The sequence below is a fragment of the Saccharopolyspora sp. NPDC003752 genome, from assembly GCF_053605825.1.
On the sequence record NZ_JBSGJZ010000040.1, the window covers coordinates 1 to 14,103 of the forward strand.

15 protein-coding genes and 1 pseudogene are annotated in these 14,103 nt (G+C 69.9%); 11 read left to right on the top strand and 5 right to left on the bottom strand.

The window, feature by feature from the left end:
- Window positions 1-280, top strand: a pseudogene (locus ACWEV3_RS34975) (acetyl-CoA C-acyltransferase); the annotation flags it as partial.
- 146 nt (window positions 281-426) lie between these two features.
- On the opposite strand, the gene ACWEV3_RS34980 reads toward ACWEV3_RS34975, so the two are convergent.
- Window positions 427-1,620, bottom strand: a complete 1,194-nt coding sequence (locus ACWEV3_RS34980; RefSeq protein WP_452617998.1) for a PucR family transcriptional regulator — start codon at window positions 1,618-1,620, stop codon at window positions 427-429.
- Between the two features lie 122 nt (window positions 1,621-1,742).
- Here ACWEV3_RS34980 and ACWEV3_RS34985 point away from each other — a divergent pair, with 122 nt between their 5' ends.
- Together ACWEV3_RS34985 and ACWEV3_RS34990 are read left to right on the top strand one after the other, a co-directional pair.
- Complete coding sequence (locus ACWEV3_RS34985) at window positions 1,743-2,492, top strand: SDR family NAD(P)-dependent oxidoreductase (RefSeq protein WP_452617999.1); 750 nt, start codon at window positions 1,743-1,745, stop codon at window positions 2,490-2,492.
- Between the two features lie 187 nt (window positions 2,493-2,679).
- Entirely contained in the window at window positions 2,680-3,177 is a 498-nt protein-coding gene (locus ACWEV3_RS34990) for a COG4315 family predicted lipoprotein (RefSeq protein WP_452618000.1), read from the top strand.
- A gap of 106 nt (window positions 3,178-3,283) precedes the next feature.
- Here ACWEV3_RS34990 and ACWEV3_RS34995 read toward each other — a convergent pair whose 3' ends face one another.
- Window positions 3,284-3,754 (bottom strand): Asp23/Gls24 family envelope stress response protein, encoded by a 471-nt coding sequence (locus ACWEV3_RS34995; RefSeq protein WP_452618001.1) that lies wholly within the window; start codon window positions 3,752-3,754, stop codon window positions 3,284-3,286.
- Window positions 3,755-3,999: 245 nt separating this feature from the next.
- Here ACWEV3_RS34995 and ACWEV3_RS35000 point away from each other — a divergent pair, with 245 nt between their 5' ends.
- From ACWEV3_RS35000 to ACWEV3_RS35015, 4 genes are all read left to right on the top strand, one after another.
- On the top strand, window positions 4,000-5,070 hold the full coding sequence (locus ACWEV3_RS35000; protein WP_452618002.1) for a LacI family DNA-binding transcriptional regulator: 1,071 nt from the start codon (window positions 4,000-4,002) through the stop codon (window positions 5,068-5,070).
- Window positions 5,071-5,134: 64 nt separating this feature from the next.
- Window positions 5,135-6,439 carry an MFS transporter gene (locus ACWEV3_RS35005; protein WP_452618003.1) on the top strand — a complete coding sequence of 435 codons (1,305 nt, stop codon included), beginning with the start codon at window positions 5,135-5,137 and terminating at the stop codon, window positions 6,437-6,439.
- Window positions 6,440-6,467: 28 nt separating this feature from the next.
- A complete protein-coding gene (locus tag ACWEV3_RS35010) occupies window positions 6,468-7,232 on the top strand; it encodes an SDR family oxidoreductase (protein WP_452618004.1) in 765 nt (254 codons plus the stop codon).
- Window positions 7,233-7,258: 26 nt separating this feature from the next.
- Window positions 7,259-8,191 (top strand): 3-keto-5-aminohexanoate cleavage protein, encoded by a 933-nt coding sequence (locus ACWEV3_RS35015; RefSeq protein WP_452618005.1) that lies wholly within the window; start codon window positions 7,259-7,261, stop codon window positions 8,189-8,191.
- 33 nt (window positions 8,192-8,224) lie between these two features.
- Here ACWEV3_RS35015 and corA read toward each other — a convergent pair whose 3' ends face one another.
- A complete protein-coding gene (gene corA, locus ACWEV3_RS35020; protein WP_452618006.1) occupies window positions 8,225-9,361 on the bottom strand; it encodes a magnesium/cobalt transporter CorA in 1,137 nt (378 codons plus the stop codon).
- 359 nt (window positions 9,362-9,720) lie between these two features.
- Window positions 9,721-10,839: an NADH:flavin oxidoreductase gene (locus ACWEV3_RS35025; RefSeq protein ID WP_452618007.1), complete on the bottom strand. Its 1,119-nt coding sequence runs from the start codon at window positions 10,837-10,839 to the stop codon at window positions 9,721-9,723.
- Window positions 10,840-10,985: 146 nt separating this feature from the next.
- On the opposite strand from ACWEV3_RS35025, the gene ACWEV3_RS35030 reads away from it, so the two are divergent.
- Complete coding sequence (locus ACWEV3_RS35030; protein WP_452618008.1) at window positions 10,986-11,429, top strand: RrF2 family transcriptional regulator; 444 nt, start codon at window positions 10,986-10,988, stop codon at window positions 11,427-11,429.
- Window positions 11,430-11,508: 79 nt separating this feature from the next.
- Here the strand turns inward: ACWEV3_RS35030 and ACWEV3_RS35035 are convergent, their stop codons facing one another.
- A complete protein-coding gene (locus ACWEV3_RS35035) occupies window positions 11,509-12,114 on the bottom strand; it encodes a TetR/AcrR family transcriptional regulator (RefSeq protein ID WP_452618009.1) in 606 nt (201 codons plus the stop codon).
- 111 nt (window positions 12,115-12,225) lie between these two features.
- On the opposite strand from ACWEV3_RS35035, the gene ACWEV3_RS35040 reads away from it, so the two are divergent.
- The 3 genes from ACWEV3_RS35040 to ACWEV3_RS35050 all read left to right on the top strand — a co-directional run bounded on the left by ACWEV3_RS35040 (window position 12,226) and on the right by ACWEV3_RS35050 (window position 13,785).
- Window positions 12,226-13,275 (top strand): NAD(P)-dependent alcohol dehydrogenase, encoded by a 1,050-nt coding sequence (locus ACWEV3_RS35040; RefSeq protein ID WP_452618010.1) that lies wholly within the window; start codon window positions 12,226-12,228, stop codon window positions 13,273-13,275.
- Between the two features lie 88 nt (window positions 13,276-13,363).
- Window positions 13,364-13,615 carry an NAD(P)H-binding protein gene (locus ACWEV3_RS35045; RefSeq protein WP_452618060.1) on the top strand — a complete coding sequence of 84 codons (252 nt, stop codon included), beginning with the start codon at window positions 13,364-13,366 and terminating at the stop codon, window positions 13,613-13,615.
- Entirely contained in the window at window positions 13,570-13,785 is a 216-nt protein-coding gene (locus ACWEV3_RS35050; protein ID WP_452618011.1) for a hypothetical protein, read from the top strand. Before ACWEV3_RS35045 ends, ACWEV3_RS35050 begins: the two co-directional genes overlap by 46 nt.
- Window positions 13,786-14,103: the final 318 nt, after the last annotated feature.

Consider the following 14,103-nt stretch of genomic DNA (forward strand, 5'->3'; position numbering starts at 1 on the left):
GGAGCGGGTCGAGGCGGCGGATCTGGATCTGGTGGAGATCAACGAGGCGTTCGCGGCGGTGGGGATCGCGTCGATGCGTGCGTTGGGTGTTGATGGGGATCGGGTGAACGTCAATGGTGGTGCGATCGCGTTGGGGCATCCGATCGGGATGTCGGGTGCGCGGTTGGCGTTGCATTTGGCGTTGGAGTTGAGGCGTCGTGGTGGTGGGGTTGGTGCGGCGGCGTTGTGCGGTGGTGGTGGGCAGGGTGACGCGCTGATCCTCCGCGTACCGACAGCCTGACGGGCGAAAAGCCCGCTGACATGTGCGGAAAGCCCATGTCAGCGGGCTTTTTCGGCTGGGGCCGCCGAGTCAGCGGCGCCAGGGCGATACCGTCGCGTGCCTCCTCCGACGACGCGGGCCGAGGCGAGTGATCACGACGCTCCGCGTCATGTGCCCGGGGCGGGTCTGGCGGCTGCGTTCAGGGCCGCCGCCAGGGTCATCAGGCCGCGTGCGGTGCGGGGGTTGGCTCCGGTGAGGTTCGCGATCCGGGAGAGCCTGTTGTCGATCGTGTTCGGGTGGACGTGCAGCCGACCCGCGGCCCGGCTCCGGTTGAAGTCGGCGGCGAAGTAGACCCGCAGCGTCGCCAGCAGGTCCGGCTCCTGGTCCAGCTCATCCACTATGGACAAGAGGTGTGGCAGCGCCGCGCTGTCGTGGCGGAGCTGGTACTCGAACAGCAGGTCTTCGAGCACGGCCACGTCGCCGGGCGTGCCCAGTCGAACGAGGCGCTGGGCCTGGTCCGCGGCGGCCGGGACGGCGGAACGGTCTCCGGCGTGCGCGAATCCCGCCGTCACGTCGACGCCGATGACCCGCTGCAGCCGGCCTACCGCGGACCGCGCTGCCACCAGGTCGGCGGTAGCGCGATCGGCAGCGGAGGGGAGGAGGACCAGGCCCCCGTCCGGTTCCAGCGCGATGAGGGCGTCGTCGGGCAACGAGCGGGTCAATTCGTCGGTGAGCCGGTGGACCTTGCGTCGTCCGGCGAGGCGGCGCCCGGCCGTGTTGTCAACGGATTCGGATGGCTCTGGGGCGAACTGGAGAGCGAGGACCGCGTAGCCGTCGGCCGGCTTGATGTCGACGCGGCCGGCTGACCCGTCGCGGGCCTCGCCGCTCACCAACGCGTGCACCGCGGCGCGCATGGTCTCCCGCTCCTCGCTGCGCACCGCCTGGTATTCGTCTTGGTGCGCTTGGAATCCGACGTGCATGGTGCGGTGCAGGCAGCGCAGCAGAGCGGCTGCCGCGGCCGCAGGCGGCTCGCCGCCCGCGAGGCGTGACACTTCGTCCCACAGCGCTTCGGCGCCCACCAGGTAGGCGTCCATGAGGTCGGTGACGGGCAGCCCCTCCGCGCCGCGCTCCCCACCCCTGTCCCGGAAGAGCTGCAGCTCGTCGTCCCGCGGCTCCCGCTCCTGCTTGACCATGCGCACGTAGAGCCGGCCGAACTCGCGGCTGCTGTGCGCCATGTGGCGGCGGAGGTGCTCGGGGACATCGCCCTGGTAGAGCGGTGACGCGGCGGCGTAGGCACGGATCGCGCGATCGGCGATCTCGGGCATCCGGTGTTCGAGCCGATCCCACAGATCCTGTGACATGCCACAGCACGCTAACCCAAATCCTGGGGAAAACGCGCTACCGGTGCGGCACCTGCCGGTTCAGGGTTGGGGCGAGGCACATGATCCCGAGGCCGCGGCCCCGACGAGAACGGAGCACGACCATGACGACGACGTCCCGGCCCCTCGACGGCGCGGTGTGCCTGGTCACCGGGGGTGGCCGGGGGATCGGCCGGGCAAGTGCCCTGGCCATGGCCCGCGCCGGAGCGGCCGTGGCGGTGGCGGCGCGGACCACCGCGCAGCTGGCCGACGTCGTCCAGGAGATCCGCAGCGAAGGCGGCACGGCGCTCGCCGTCAAGGCCGACATCACCGCACGCGACGAGTGTCGCGCGATGGTCGAGCGGACCGCTGCCGAACTCGGCAGGCTCGACGTGCTCCTGTGCAACGCCGGGGGAGGACTGACCGGGGGAAAGCTCGTCGACAGCGATCCCGAGGCCTGGGCCGGGACGGTGGTGCTCAACCTGACCAGCGTGTTCCACTGCTGCCAGGCCGCCATCCCCGTCATGGCCCGGCAAGGCGCCGGGAAGGTCCTGCTGATGGGCTCCGGGGCCGGGCACGCCGCCACCCCGGGCATGTCGGCCTACGCCGCCGCGAAGGCCGGGGCGTCCCAGCTCGTCCGGGTCCTCGCGCAGGAGGTCTGGCAGGCCGGCATCGACGTCAACGAGATCGTCCCGGGGCCGGTGGCCACCGAACTCACCAGTCCGCACTTCACCCTCGGTGAATCCCTCCGGGGCGCCAGGAGCGAGCGGGTCAAGGCGCCCGACGAGGTCGCCGAACTCGTCCTGTGGCTGGCGACCAGGCCGCACGGCGGGCCGACCGGCCAGACCTTCAGCCTCGCGCGACGACCGCTGTGACCACGTGATCGAAGCAGACGCGGGGACTTCCGGCCCTGTGCTCGGCCGCCCGGCGGGTTGCACCCTCGTGCTGTGCTCGGGTAGTGGTCGTTTTTCGGCCACCGCGAACCCGGCTTCGCGATGGCGAGGTTCGGCGGCCTCGCCCTGGGGAGGCGCGATGGCCCACTTGGCGCGAGACCGTGCAGCCGTGCTGCGAGGCATCGGGCTGGCGGGAGGTGTCCTGGCCTTCGCGACCGCGTGCGTCCCCGCTGGAGACGTCCCGGCCGGCAGCGGACCTGGAACACCCCCGCCACCGACGACGGCCCCGCCGGTCACCGGCGGACCCATTGCGGTCCAGACCCGCGAAGTGCCCAACCTCGGCGCCGTGCTCACGGGCCCGGACGGGCGCACGGTGTACCTGTTCGACAGGGATCGAAGCGACCAGCTGGCCTGCCTGGAGGCGTGCGCAGGCGATTGGCCGCCGCTGACCACGACCGCTCCGCCCATCGCGGGTCCGGCCGTGAACCCGGCCCTGCTCGCCACGACCCGGCGCCCGGACGGCAGCACGCAGGTCGTCTACAACGGGCACCCGCTGTACTACTACGTCGGCGATGAACTGGCGGGTCAGGCCAACGGCCAAGCCGTGAACTCCAACGGTGGCAACTGGTACGCGATCTCACCCGCGGGGAACCGCATCGGCGGGTAGGACGGCCGGGCGCCGGAGCAGGGGAGATGGGTTTGGCCTGCGCGGCGGCGCAGGCTGCGTCCCACACCGCAAGCGGCTGCCGCCGCTTGAAAACGACCGGCCGGGATCATTCGACGCGTGCGGGCGCCGCCTCTTCCTCACCGGGCAGGCGGATGTCGATGACCTCGATGTTGACCTCCACGACCTGAAGCCCGGTCATGCGTTCCACGCCGGTGATGACGTTGCGCCGCACCGCTCGTGCCAGCTCCACCAAGGAAACGCCGTAATCCACGATGATCTGCAAATCGATCGCGGTCTGCTTCTCGCCCACTTCCACGTTCGCGCCCGAGGTCTGCGCGGCGCTGGCACCGGGAATGCGCTCCCTCAGCGCGCCGAACGCCCGTGCCATCCCGCCGCCCAGCGCGGCCACTCCGGGGACTTCGCGGGTGGCGGTCACCGCGATCTTCTGCACCACCACGACCCCGATCGTCGTGCGTCCCTGACCGGTCTCGGCGACTTCGCCGGCCGTCGTGGTCCACTTGACCGCCTCAGTGGTCTCCGCCTGCTCTTTCGATGTTCTTCCGCCCGATTCGGCCATCGCTGCCGTCTCCCTGTTCGATTTCGGCTCGCGCGCGTCTCGCCTCGAGATCCGGTGATGACTGGCTGCCCACCAGTCTGCGACGTTCGCGCACAGTCGGCAGGTCGTCGCAGGGTGTCCGCGTCGAACGCCCGACCGGCCGTCGCCGGGGGAGGCCGCAAGCTTAATGTTGCTTAACGTTCAGCGAGCGCCTTAGGTTCACCCCGGATCTGAGATCCGCATCGCACGTCAAGGGAGACTCGGCTGTGGAGATCGCGACTCGTCGCTCCTCGCGCCGACCGGGCACGGTCTCGGCGGCCGCGGTGGCGCGCGCCGCCGGCGTTTCCACCGCCGCCGTCTCCTACGTCATGAACGGAAAGGGCGGGGTGGCGCCGGAAACGCGCCGGCACATCCTCGCCATCGCCGAGGAAATCGGTTTTCGCCCGCCGAACCGGGGAGAACCGGTCGACCCGAATCGCACCCGCGTGATCGGGCTGGTGCAACCCAACATCATCAATCCGACCTATCCGCGATTCGCGCAGAGCATCGTTTCCGCGGCCGCCGAAGCCGGGTACGAGGTGTTCGTCGCGACCACCCAGGACGACCTCCGGACGCTGGGCAAGGTCTCCAGCAGCCTGGTGCACCGCAACGTCGACGGGGTCGTCCTGAGCGCCGCGTTCCGGGAGGACGCAACCGCGTTGCGGACCCTGCGCGCCGCCCGGATCCCGTACGTCTACCTGTCGCGGAGATCCCAGTACCTGGAGGGCGATTTCGTCGGCATCGACGACGCCGCCGCGGCGACGTCGTTGATGGAGCACGTGCTGGCGCACGGCCACACCGACATCGCCGCCGTCATCGGGCCGCGGTTCTCCTCGGCGTCCCTGGCCCGGGAGCAGGCCTTCGTGTCGACCGCCCGCGCGCACGGCGTCGACATCGGCGGCGACCGCAAGATCAGCACCGAGCTCAACAGCGACGGCGGCCGCCGCGCGGCGGCCCGTCTGTTCGCCCGGGATGATCCGCCGAGCGCCATCGTGTGCGGCAGCGACGAGCTCGCGATCGGCATCCTGGAGTACGCGGTGGAACACGGCATCCGGGTGCCCGAGGACGTCGCGGTGACCGGGCACGACGGCATTCCGCACAGCATGTCCGGGCTGATCGGGCTCACCACCGTCATGCAGCCGCACGAGGAAATGGGCCGGGAGGCCTTCGGAATGCTGCTCAAACGCATGGAAAAGCCGTCGAACAGCTACCAATCGCTGGTGTGCGCGCACCGCCTGCACATCGGCCGGACCTGCGGTTGCGAACCGACCCGGGCCGCCGAGAAATCCCGCCGCTGAAAAAGCGAATTCCCGAAGAAGAATCCGACCATCCGCACGCCGGAAAAGAACCGAAGGTCACGCCATGCCGAAAAGCGCCCCAGAATCGGTGATGCGCTCGCCCAGCGAGCTGAACGGAGTCATTTTCCGCAAGTTGCTCCCGCTGCTGATCGGGGCCTACATCATCAGCTTCCTGGACCGGACCAACATCGGTATCGCGAAGGAACACCTGCAGATCGACCTGGGCATTTCCGCGACCGCCTACGGGATCGGCGCCGGGCTGTTCTTCATCACCTACGCGCTGGCGGAGATCCCGTCGAACCTGATCCTGCACCGGGTCGGGGCGCGGTTCTGGATCACCCGGATCATGATCACCTGGGGCCTGGTGTCCGCCGGTATGGCCTTCGTGCAGGGCGAGTGGTCCTTCTACATCATGCGGATGCTGCTCGGCGTGGCCGAGGCCGGCCTGTTCCCGGGCGTCATGTACTTCCTGACGCAGTGGTTCACCCGCGCCGACCGCGCCAAGGCCAACGGCCTGTTCCTGCTCGGAGTGTCCGCGGCGAGCATCCTCGGCCCGCCGCTGGGCGGCCTGCTGCTCGGGATGGGCGGCCTCGGCGGCATGCACGGCTGGCAGTGGATGTTCCTGATCGAGGGGCTCCCGGCCTGCCTGTTCGCCTTCGTGGTGTGGAAGAAGCTGCCCGACCGGCCGGACCAGGCGAAGTTCCTGACCGCGGCCGAAGCCGAAGACCTCCAGCGCCGCATCGCCGCCGAGGACGAGGCGGGCGCGGAGGCGTCCGGCACGCACAGCATGCGCCAGGTGTGGCGGGACAAGCAGATCTTGCTGGTGGTCGGGATCTACCTGTCGCAGCAGATCGCGGTGTACGCGCTGTCCTACTTCCTGCCGTCGATCATCGGCACCTACGGCGAGCTGTCGTCGCTGCAGATCGGGTTGCTGACCTCGATCCCGTGGATCTTCGCCGGCCTGGGCGCGTTCCTGGTGCCGCGGTTCGCCGTCAACGGCGGCAGCTCCCGCAGGCTGGTCACGATCACGATGGGCGGGATCTGCGTCGGTTTCGCGCTGGGCGCGGTCTCCGGCCCGGTCGTCGGCCTGATCGGGTTCTGCCTAGGCGCGTTCTCGTTCTTCGCGATGCAGCCGATCCTCTACACGTTCCCGGCGTCGCGGCTGAGCGGGGCGACCCTGGCGGGCGGCATCGCGTTCGTCAACACCATCGGGCTGTTCGGCGGATTCCTCGGCCCGTACGTGATGGGTGCGATGGAGGACTTCACCGGCAGCAAGCTGTCCGGCCTGTGGTTCGTCGTCGGCGTGTGCGCCATCGGCACCGCGCTGTCGTTCTTCCTCAAGTACGGCGACGCCGAACGGCGTTCGTGACACCGGAGTTCCAGGAAGGGTGCAGGAAGTGGATTTCTCGGGAAAGCGGGTGCTCGTCACCGCCGGTGCGGACGGCATCGGGCTGGCGATCGCCGGCCGGTTCGCCGGGCTGGGCGCCCGCGTGCTCGTCACCGACATCAACGAGGGCGCGGTGCGGGCGGCCGGGCAACGGGGCCTGGCCGCCCGGGTGTCGGACGCTTCGAGCGAGGCGCAGGTCGAGGAGCTGATGGGTGCCGTTCGCGCGGAGCTCGGCGGCCTGGACGTGCTGGTCAACAACGCGGGCATCGCCGGCCCGACCGGGCCGGTGGAAACGCTGGACGGCGCCGCGTGGGCGCGGACCTTCGAGGTCAACATCCACAGCCAGTTCTACTGCGTGAAGCACGGGCTGCCGCTGCTGCGCGAGGCCGCTGACGCGTCCATCGTGAACCTCTCCTCGGCCGCGGGGCGGCTCGGCATGGCCGGGCGCAGCGCGTACTCGGCGTCGAAGTGGGCGGTGGTGGGCTTCACCAAAACCCTGGCGATCGAGCTCGGCCCGGAGGGGATCCGGGCGAACGCGATCTGCCCCGGCGCGGTCGACGGCCCGCGCATCCGCGCGGTCATCGAGGCGAAGGCCGAGATGCTGGGCAGGCCGGTGGCGGAGATCGCGGCCGCCTACCAGGACCAGTCGTCGATGCGCCGGCTGGTCACCGCCGAGGACATCGCGGACATGGCCGCGTTCCTGGCGAGCCCGCTGGCCCGCAACGTCAACGGCCAGGCGATGGCGGTCGACGGCAACACCGAGAAGCTCTACTGACGATCCACTGTGGAGGTTTGACGAAGATGGCAACCGGTCGCAAGGTCATCATCACGTGCGCGGTGACGGGCGCGATCCACACCCCGTCGATGTCGGAGCACCTGCCCGTCTCGCCGGCGGAGATCGCCGAGGCGGCGCTGGGCGCGGCCGAAGCGGGGGCGGCGATCGTGCACCTGCACGCCCGCGACCCCGAGGACGGCAGGCCCTCGCAGGACCCCGCCCACTTCGAACCGATCCTGGCGCAGCTGAAGTCCCACACCGACGCGGTCATCAACATCACCACCGGCGGCTCGCCGCACATGACCGTGCAGGAGCGGATGCGGCCCGCGGCGGTGTTCAAACCCGAGCTGGCGTCGCTGAACATGGGCTCGATGAACTTCGGCCTCTACCCGATGCTGGACCGCTTCAAGGAATTCCGGCACGACTGGGAGCGGGAGGCCCTGGAGAAGAGCCGGGACCTGGTGTTCAAGAACACCTTCGCCGACATCGAGGCGATCCTGGCCATCGGCGCGGAGAACGGCACCCGGTTCGAGTTCGAGTGCTACGACATCGCGCACCTCAACAACCTGGCCCACTTCGCTTCGCGTGGCCTGGTGCGGGGTCCGCTGTTCGTGCAGTCGGTGTTCGGGCTGCTGGGAGGGATCGGCGCGCACCCCGAGGACCTGATGCACATGCGCCGCACGGCGGACCGCCTGCTCGGCGACACCTACCAGTGGTCGATCCTGGGGGCGGGCCGCAACCAGATCCCGTTGGCCACCATCGGCGCGGCCCAGGGCTCGCACGTGCGCGTCGGGCTGGAGGATTCGCTGTGGATCGGGCCGGGCGAGCTGGCCAGGACCAACGCCGACCAGGTGACCCGCATCCGCACCGTGCTGGAGGCGCTGAACCTGGAGGTCGCCACCCCCGACGAGGCCCGCGAGATCCTGCGGCTCAAGGGCAAGGACCAGGTCGGCTTCTGACGGCCCGAGCCGGAGCCCGGTGCGGGCTCCGGCTCACAACCAGTTGCGGCGCTTGAAGATCGTGTAGAGGCTCAGGCAGACCACCAGCATGAGGACGACCGCGAAGGGGTAGCCGAGGCCCCAGTGGAGTTCGGGCATGAAGTCGAAGTTCATCCCGTACACCGTGCCGATCAGGGTGGGCGCGAACAGGATCGCCGCCCACGACGAGATCTTCTTGATCTCCTCGTTCTGCGCGTAGCTGGCCTCGGTCATCCGCTTCATCTCTTCGTTCTGGGCCTGGGTGACCAGAGTGGCGTTGACCGTGAGGATGTTGTCGAGCATCTGGCGGAACCCGTCGACGCGCTCGGCGACCGTGGTGGCGTGGTCGGCGACGTCGCGCAGGTAGCGCTGCAGTTCCTCGTCGATGCCGTACTTCTGGAAGCCCGCCTCCAGGCTCCGCAGGATGGCCAGCAGCGGCTGCGTCGCCCGCTGGAACTCGATGACCTCGCGGGACAGCTCGTAGATGCGCCGCGAAACGTTCGGCTTCGCCTCGAAGACCTCGGTCTCGATCTCGTCGATGTCGTTCTGCAGGCCCGCGATGACCGGCGCGTAGCCGTCGACGACGTTGTCCAGCACCGCGTACAGCACGGCCTCCGGGCCGCGCCGCAGCAGATCCGGGTCGTCCTCCATGCGGCGGCGCACCGCAGACAGGTCGGGGGACTGGCCGTGGCGGACGGTCAGCACGAAGTTGGTGCCGATGAACAGGTGCAGCTCGCCGAAGCTGACCTCTTCGGTCTCGTCCACGTAGGTGGCGGCGCGCAGCACCACGAACAGCGTGTCGCCGTAGCGCTCGATCTTGGGGCGCTGGTGGGCGACGATCGCGTCCTCGACGGCGAGCTTGTGGAGGTCGAATTCCTCGGCGGCGGCCAGCAGTTCCTCTTCGGCGGGGCGGTACAGCCCGATCCAGGCCATCGTGCCGGGCTCGTCCCGCAGCAGCCGGTAGGTCTCGGCGAGGCTGGACGGGGTGGCGGTCCGGACGCCGTCGCGGTAGATCGCGGTGTCGATCAGCGGCCGGTCCGCCAGCGGCCGCTCGTCGGCGGAGCGGGGATCCATGGAGTGCTCGGGAGCGGCGGGCCCGGACTCCTCCGGGGTGCGCCGGGGGCGCTTGCGCAGGGGACGCCATTCGGGCACGAGGACCTCCTGGGCGGTCGGAGCATGCGTGGGCCGAGCGAGCACCCGGGGGCTGCGATCGCGGTCAGCCTACCCAGTCCCGCGCGAGGTCCGCTGGCGCCGGCCGGTCGGGCGCGAAATCGCCCGATCCGGGCCTACTTGCTGCCCGGAAGGTCCTATGTGCGCAAGCAGGTTCGTGGCGGCCCCGAAGGCGCACCCGAGGTCTGCCGCCCACTGTTGCTGGTGTACCAGGAGGTCGTTCCGGAATGGCTCCACCCGGCCCAACCGAAGGTGCCTGAGCCTGACGCCCGCGGCATTCTGAAACGATCCCGGAAATGGCGACGGTGGGCGCCGGCTTCAGCCGACGCCCACACCGTTCGTCAGCGCAGGGTTTGCAGCGCGTCCTTGCTGAACGGGACGAGTTCCGCCAGGCGGCCGCCGAGGACCTTGTCCGCCCACTCCGGGTCGGCGATCAGTGCTCGACCGACGGCGACGAGGTCGAACTCGTCGCGCTCCAGGTGTTCGGCGAGCCGCTCGATGCTCTCCACCGCCGCGGCGGCTCCCGTGATGGCGCCGGGCTCGAAGACCTTGTCGAGGCCGACCGAGCCGACGGTGATGACCGGCTTGCCGGTGAGCTTCTTCGTCCACCCGGCGACGTTCAGGTCCGACCCGGATTCGGGGAACTCCGGCACCCAGTAGCGGCGTCCGGAGGCGTGGAAGGCGTCGACTCCCGCGTCGGCCAGCGGGGTGAGCAGGGATTCGAGCTCGCCGGGATCCTCGGCGAGCCGGGCGTCGTAGTGGTTGGCCTTCCACTGGGAGAACCGCAGCACGACGGGGAAGTCCGGCGCGACCCGCTCGCGGACGGCGGCCACGACGTCGGCGGCGAACTTGGTCCGGGAGAGCAGGTCGCCGCCGTAGGCGTCGGTGCGCTGGTTGGTGCGCTCCCACAGGAACTGGTCGATGAGGTAGCCGTGCGCGCCGTGCAGTTCCACGCCGTCGAAGCCGATCCGCTCGGCCGCCTGCGCGGCGTCGGCGAACGCGCTGATGACGTCGTCGATGTCGGACAGCGTCAGCGGCTCGCCCGCGCCGGGCATGCCGTCCAGCGTGAGCCCGGACGGTCCCACGGACGGGGCCTCCGGGAACGGCGGTGCGCCCACCGGCCGCTGGATCCCGACGTGCCAGATCTGCGGCATGATCTTGCCGCCGTGCGCGTGCACGGCCTCCACGACGCGGCTCCAACCGGCGAGTTGCTGCTCGCCGTGGAAGCGGGGGACCCCGTCGCTGAAGCCGGCGGACCGGTGGTCGACGAAGGTGCCTTCGGTGATGATCAGGCCGGTCCCCGCCGCGGCGCGGCGGGCGTAGTAGGCGGCCACGTCCTCGCCGGGAACGCCACCGGGGGAGAGCTGGCGGGTCATGGGCGCCATGACGATCCGGTTCGGCAGCTCGGCCGAACCCAACGTGAACGGGCGGGACAGTGCCTGAGCTGCGCGGGTGCTCACCGTGTCGGTCTCCTGCCGTGTGCTTGCGGGCGATCGCCCGCGTTTAAATGTTCAAGTCAAAGATACATTTAGTGGCGAGAAGTGCAACTGTGATAGTTGCTATTCTGGGGTGGACGTCGGCGTCGATCCGCGGGAGGGGTGGGACCGTGCTGGACATCCGGTTCTCCCGCGCGTTGCAGGTGATGCTGTTCCTGGCGATCGCCGCCGAGGAGGACTCCGCCGCGTTGAGCTCGGCCCACCTGGCCGGCAGCCTGAACGCCAACCCGAGCCTGGTCCGCAAGCTCCTCGTGCCGCTGGCGAACGCCGGGCTGGTCGTCTGCGTCAAGGGGCGTGCCGGCGGGGCCCGGCTGGGACGTCCGGCGGATCAGATCACGCTGGCGGAGATCTACCGCTGCGCCGTCGGCGACAAGCCCCTGTGGGCCTGCTCGCCGGAGGCGGAGGACATGTGCCTGGTCACCGCGCGCTCGGGGGAGTACTTCGCCGCGCTCACGGCCGAGGCCGAGCGGGCGGTGCTCAATTCGCTCGGTGACCGCACGCTCGCTGAGAGCGTGCGCGAGCTGCGCGGCCTCGACGCGAAGTCCGGTCAGTAGGACTCGACGCCCCACCGCTCCCGGGAACGGTGGGGCGTGCTCATCCGGCAAGTGTGAATTCCTTTGCCGCCCACGGGTTTCAGCGGCTCGGGGGTGGCTGCTTCGCGTGGCCTTCGATCGCGATGCGCGCGGCGGTGGTGGACTTCCGCACGACGAGTTCGGGGGAGTAGCCCTGCTTGGTGAACACGCCGTCGAGCCAGAACATGCCGTAGCCGTGCGCCTGGGTGAACAGCTGCTCCATCAGTTCCAGGGCTTCCTGGGGTGTGTCCGACACGGCCATGCAGAGCATCAGGAATTGATCGGTCAGCCGTCGTGTCTGCTCGTGCAGCTCGGCGTGCTTGGGGCCTTGCAGGTCGTCCGCGTAGATGACGTTCATGCCCGCGCGGCGTTCGAGGAGGTACTCGGTGTAGGCCCCGGCCGCCGCGGCGAGCGCGTCCACGGGATCCTCCCGGGCCTCGACGGCGGCCTCTACGCGTTCCGCGAGTTGGCATGCGACCGCGGCCGCGGCGGCCGCCAGCAGGCTCTCCCGTTCGGGGAAGTGCCGGTACGGCGCACCCGGGCTGACCTTGGCCCGCCGCGCCACCTCCGCCACCGAGAAGCCGGCCAGGCCCCGCTCCGCGATCAGGTCCAGCGAGACGCGCACGAGCTCGGCGCGGAGGTCGCCGTGGTGGTACTTGCCGCCCATGTCGTGGATCACATCTTCCGCTCGGAATATGTAAGAGGGCTCTTACGTCTCCAATGTAAGAGGTCTCTTACATGATCGGGACCTGCTGCACAGCTGTTCCTTGGAGGATTCATGAGCACGATCACGCACGCTATCGCCGCGCCGTCGCCGGGTGCACCCCTGGCGCCGACGACGATCGAGCGACGTGACCTGCGCCCGGACGACGTGCTGATCGACATCGCCTACGCCGGCATCTGCCACAGCGACATCCACCAGGCCAAGGAGGACTGGGGCGAGGCGATCTTCCCGATGGTTCCCGGGCACGAGATCGCCGGCGTGGTCGCCGCGGTCGGATCGGCCGTGACGAAGTACCAGATCGGGGACCGGGTCGGGGTCGGCTGCATGGTCGATTCCTGCGGCGAGTGCGAGTACTGCCGGGCCGGCCGCGAGCAGTTCTGCGTCAAGGGCAACGTCCAGACCTACAACGGCGTGGGCTTCGACGGCGAGAACACCTACGGCGGCTACAGCCGGCAGGTCGTGGTGAAGGACGCCTTCGTGTGCCGGATCCCGGACGGCATCGGGCTGGACGTCGCCGCGCCGCTGCTGTGCGCGGGCATCACCACCTACTCGCCGCTGCGCCAGTGGGGCGCGGGCCCGGGCAAGAAGGTCGCCGTGATCGGGCTCGGCGGGCTGGGGCACATGGCGGTGAAGCTGGCCGCCGCGATGGGCGCCGAGGTGACGGTGCTCAGCCAGAGCCTGAAGAAGCAGGAGGACGGCCTGCGGCTGGGCGCGACCGACTACTTCGCGACCAGCGACGAGACGACCTTCGAGGCGCTGGCGGGGCGGTTCGACCTCATCCTCAACACGGTCTCGGCGAAGCTGCCGATCGACGCCTACCTGGGGCTGCTGCGGGTGGGCGGCGCGATGGTCAACGTCGGGGCTCCCGGCGAGCCGCTGTCCTACAACGCCTTCTCGCTGCTGGGCGGCAACAAGGTGCTGGCCGGGTCGATGATCGGCGGGATCGCCGAGACCCAGGAGATGCTGGACTTCTGCGCGGAGCACGGCATCGGCGCGGAGATCGAGCTGATCTCCGCGGACCGGGTCAACGAGGCCTACGAGCGCGTCGAGAACAGCGACGTGCGGTACCGCTTCGTGATCGACACGGCCACCATCGGCGCCTGAGCAGGCGGAGAAGGGGCTGACGCATGAGGGTTTTCCAGATCGGTGCGGCCAACGGCGCCTCGCGGCGCGCGGTGACGACGTGACCGGCATGCATCGCGAGCCGGCGCAGGCGGAGACGGTGCGGCTGTCCGGTGCGACGCCGGTCCACGGCGACCTGATCGCCGACTCGGTGGACGATCTCGCCGAGAAGTTCGCCGGCCACGATGCGATCGTCTTCTCCGCCGGTGCGCACGGCACCGGCATGGACGAGACCACGTCGCCTACCTGGCTCGCACCGATCTGGACTGGCTCATCGTGCGCCCCGGGCAGCTGCTCGATGATCCCGGAACCGGCCGCGTGACGGCCGGCGCCGCGATCGAGTACGGCTCCGCGCACCGCGACGACGTCGCCGGGTTCATCGCCGCGGCGCTGGGCGAGCCCGGGCTCAACCGGATCATCGTCGAGCTCACTGACGGCCCCACACCGGTCACCGACGCCGTCGCAGACCCAGCCCGGCGCCCGGGGGCGTGAGTCGCCGAACCCGGCGGCGGCATGGATCTCCGCCCCGTGCCGCCGCCGGGTGAGGTCGCATCCGCTCGGGGTGCGATGTGCGAGCGCTGTTCGTCGAATCCTTGGTAGATCTGGAAAAGAGCTCCCCAGGTGTGTCCCGGTGGTGTCGGTGTGCGCGCTGTCCGGAGACTGGGCGGCGGTTGATCACCGTCGTCGCGCTGATCGGCGGAGCCGCCGCCGTGGTGCGCGGCGTGCCGACGGTGGCGTGAAAGCGGTTCGCCGGGTTTCCCATGTGATTGTCTCTTGTGGACGCTGCCATCACGGGCCCCGCGCGAAGGA

What these genes read in the sequence shown, in the direction of transcription:
- ACWEV3_RS34980 (WP_452617998.1), bottom strand. Translation starts at nt 1,620, where the DNA reads ATGTCACAGGATCTGTGGGATCGGCTCGAACACCGGATGCCCGAGATC.
- ACWEV3_RS34985 (WP_452617999.1), top strand. Translation starts at nt 1,743, where the DNA reads ATGACGACGACGTCCCGGCCCCTCGACGGCGCGGTGTGCCTGGTCACC.
- ACWEV3_RS34995 (WP_452618001.1), bottom strand. Translation starts at nt 3,754, where the DNA reads ATGGCCGAATCGGGCGGAAGAACATCGAAAGAGCAGGCGGAGACCACT.
- ACWEV3_RS35005 (WP_452618003.1), top strand. Translation starts at nt 5,135, where the DNA reads ATGCCGAAAAGCGCCCCAGAATCGGTGATGCGCTCGCCCAGCGAGCTG.
- ACWEV3_RS35015 (WP_452618005.1), top strand. Translation starts at nt 7,259, where the DNA reads ATGGCAACCGGTCGCAAGGTCATCATCACGTGCGCGGTGACGGGCGCG.
- ACWEV3_RS35035 (WP_452618009.1), bottom strand. Translation starts at nt 12,114, where the DNA reads ATGGGCGGCAAGTACCACCACGGCGACCTCCGCGCCGAGCTCGTGCGC.
- ACWEV3_RS35040 (WP_452618010.1), top strand. Translation starts at nt 12,226, where the DNA reads ATGAGCACGATCACGCACGCTATCGCCGCGCCGTCGCCGGGTGCACCC.
- ACWEV3_RS35045 (WP_452618060.1), top strand. Translation starts at nt 13,364, where the DNA reads ATGCATCGCGAGCCGGCGCAGGCGGAGACGGTGCGGCTGTCCGGTGCG.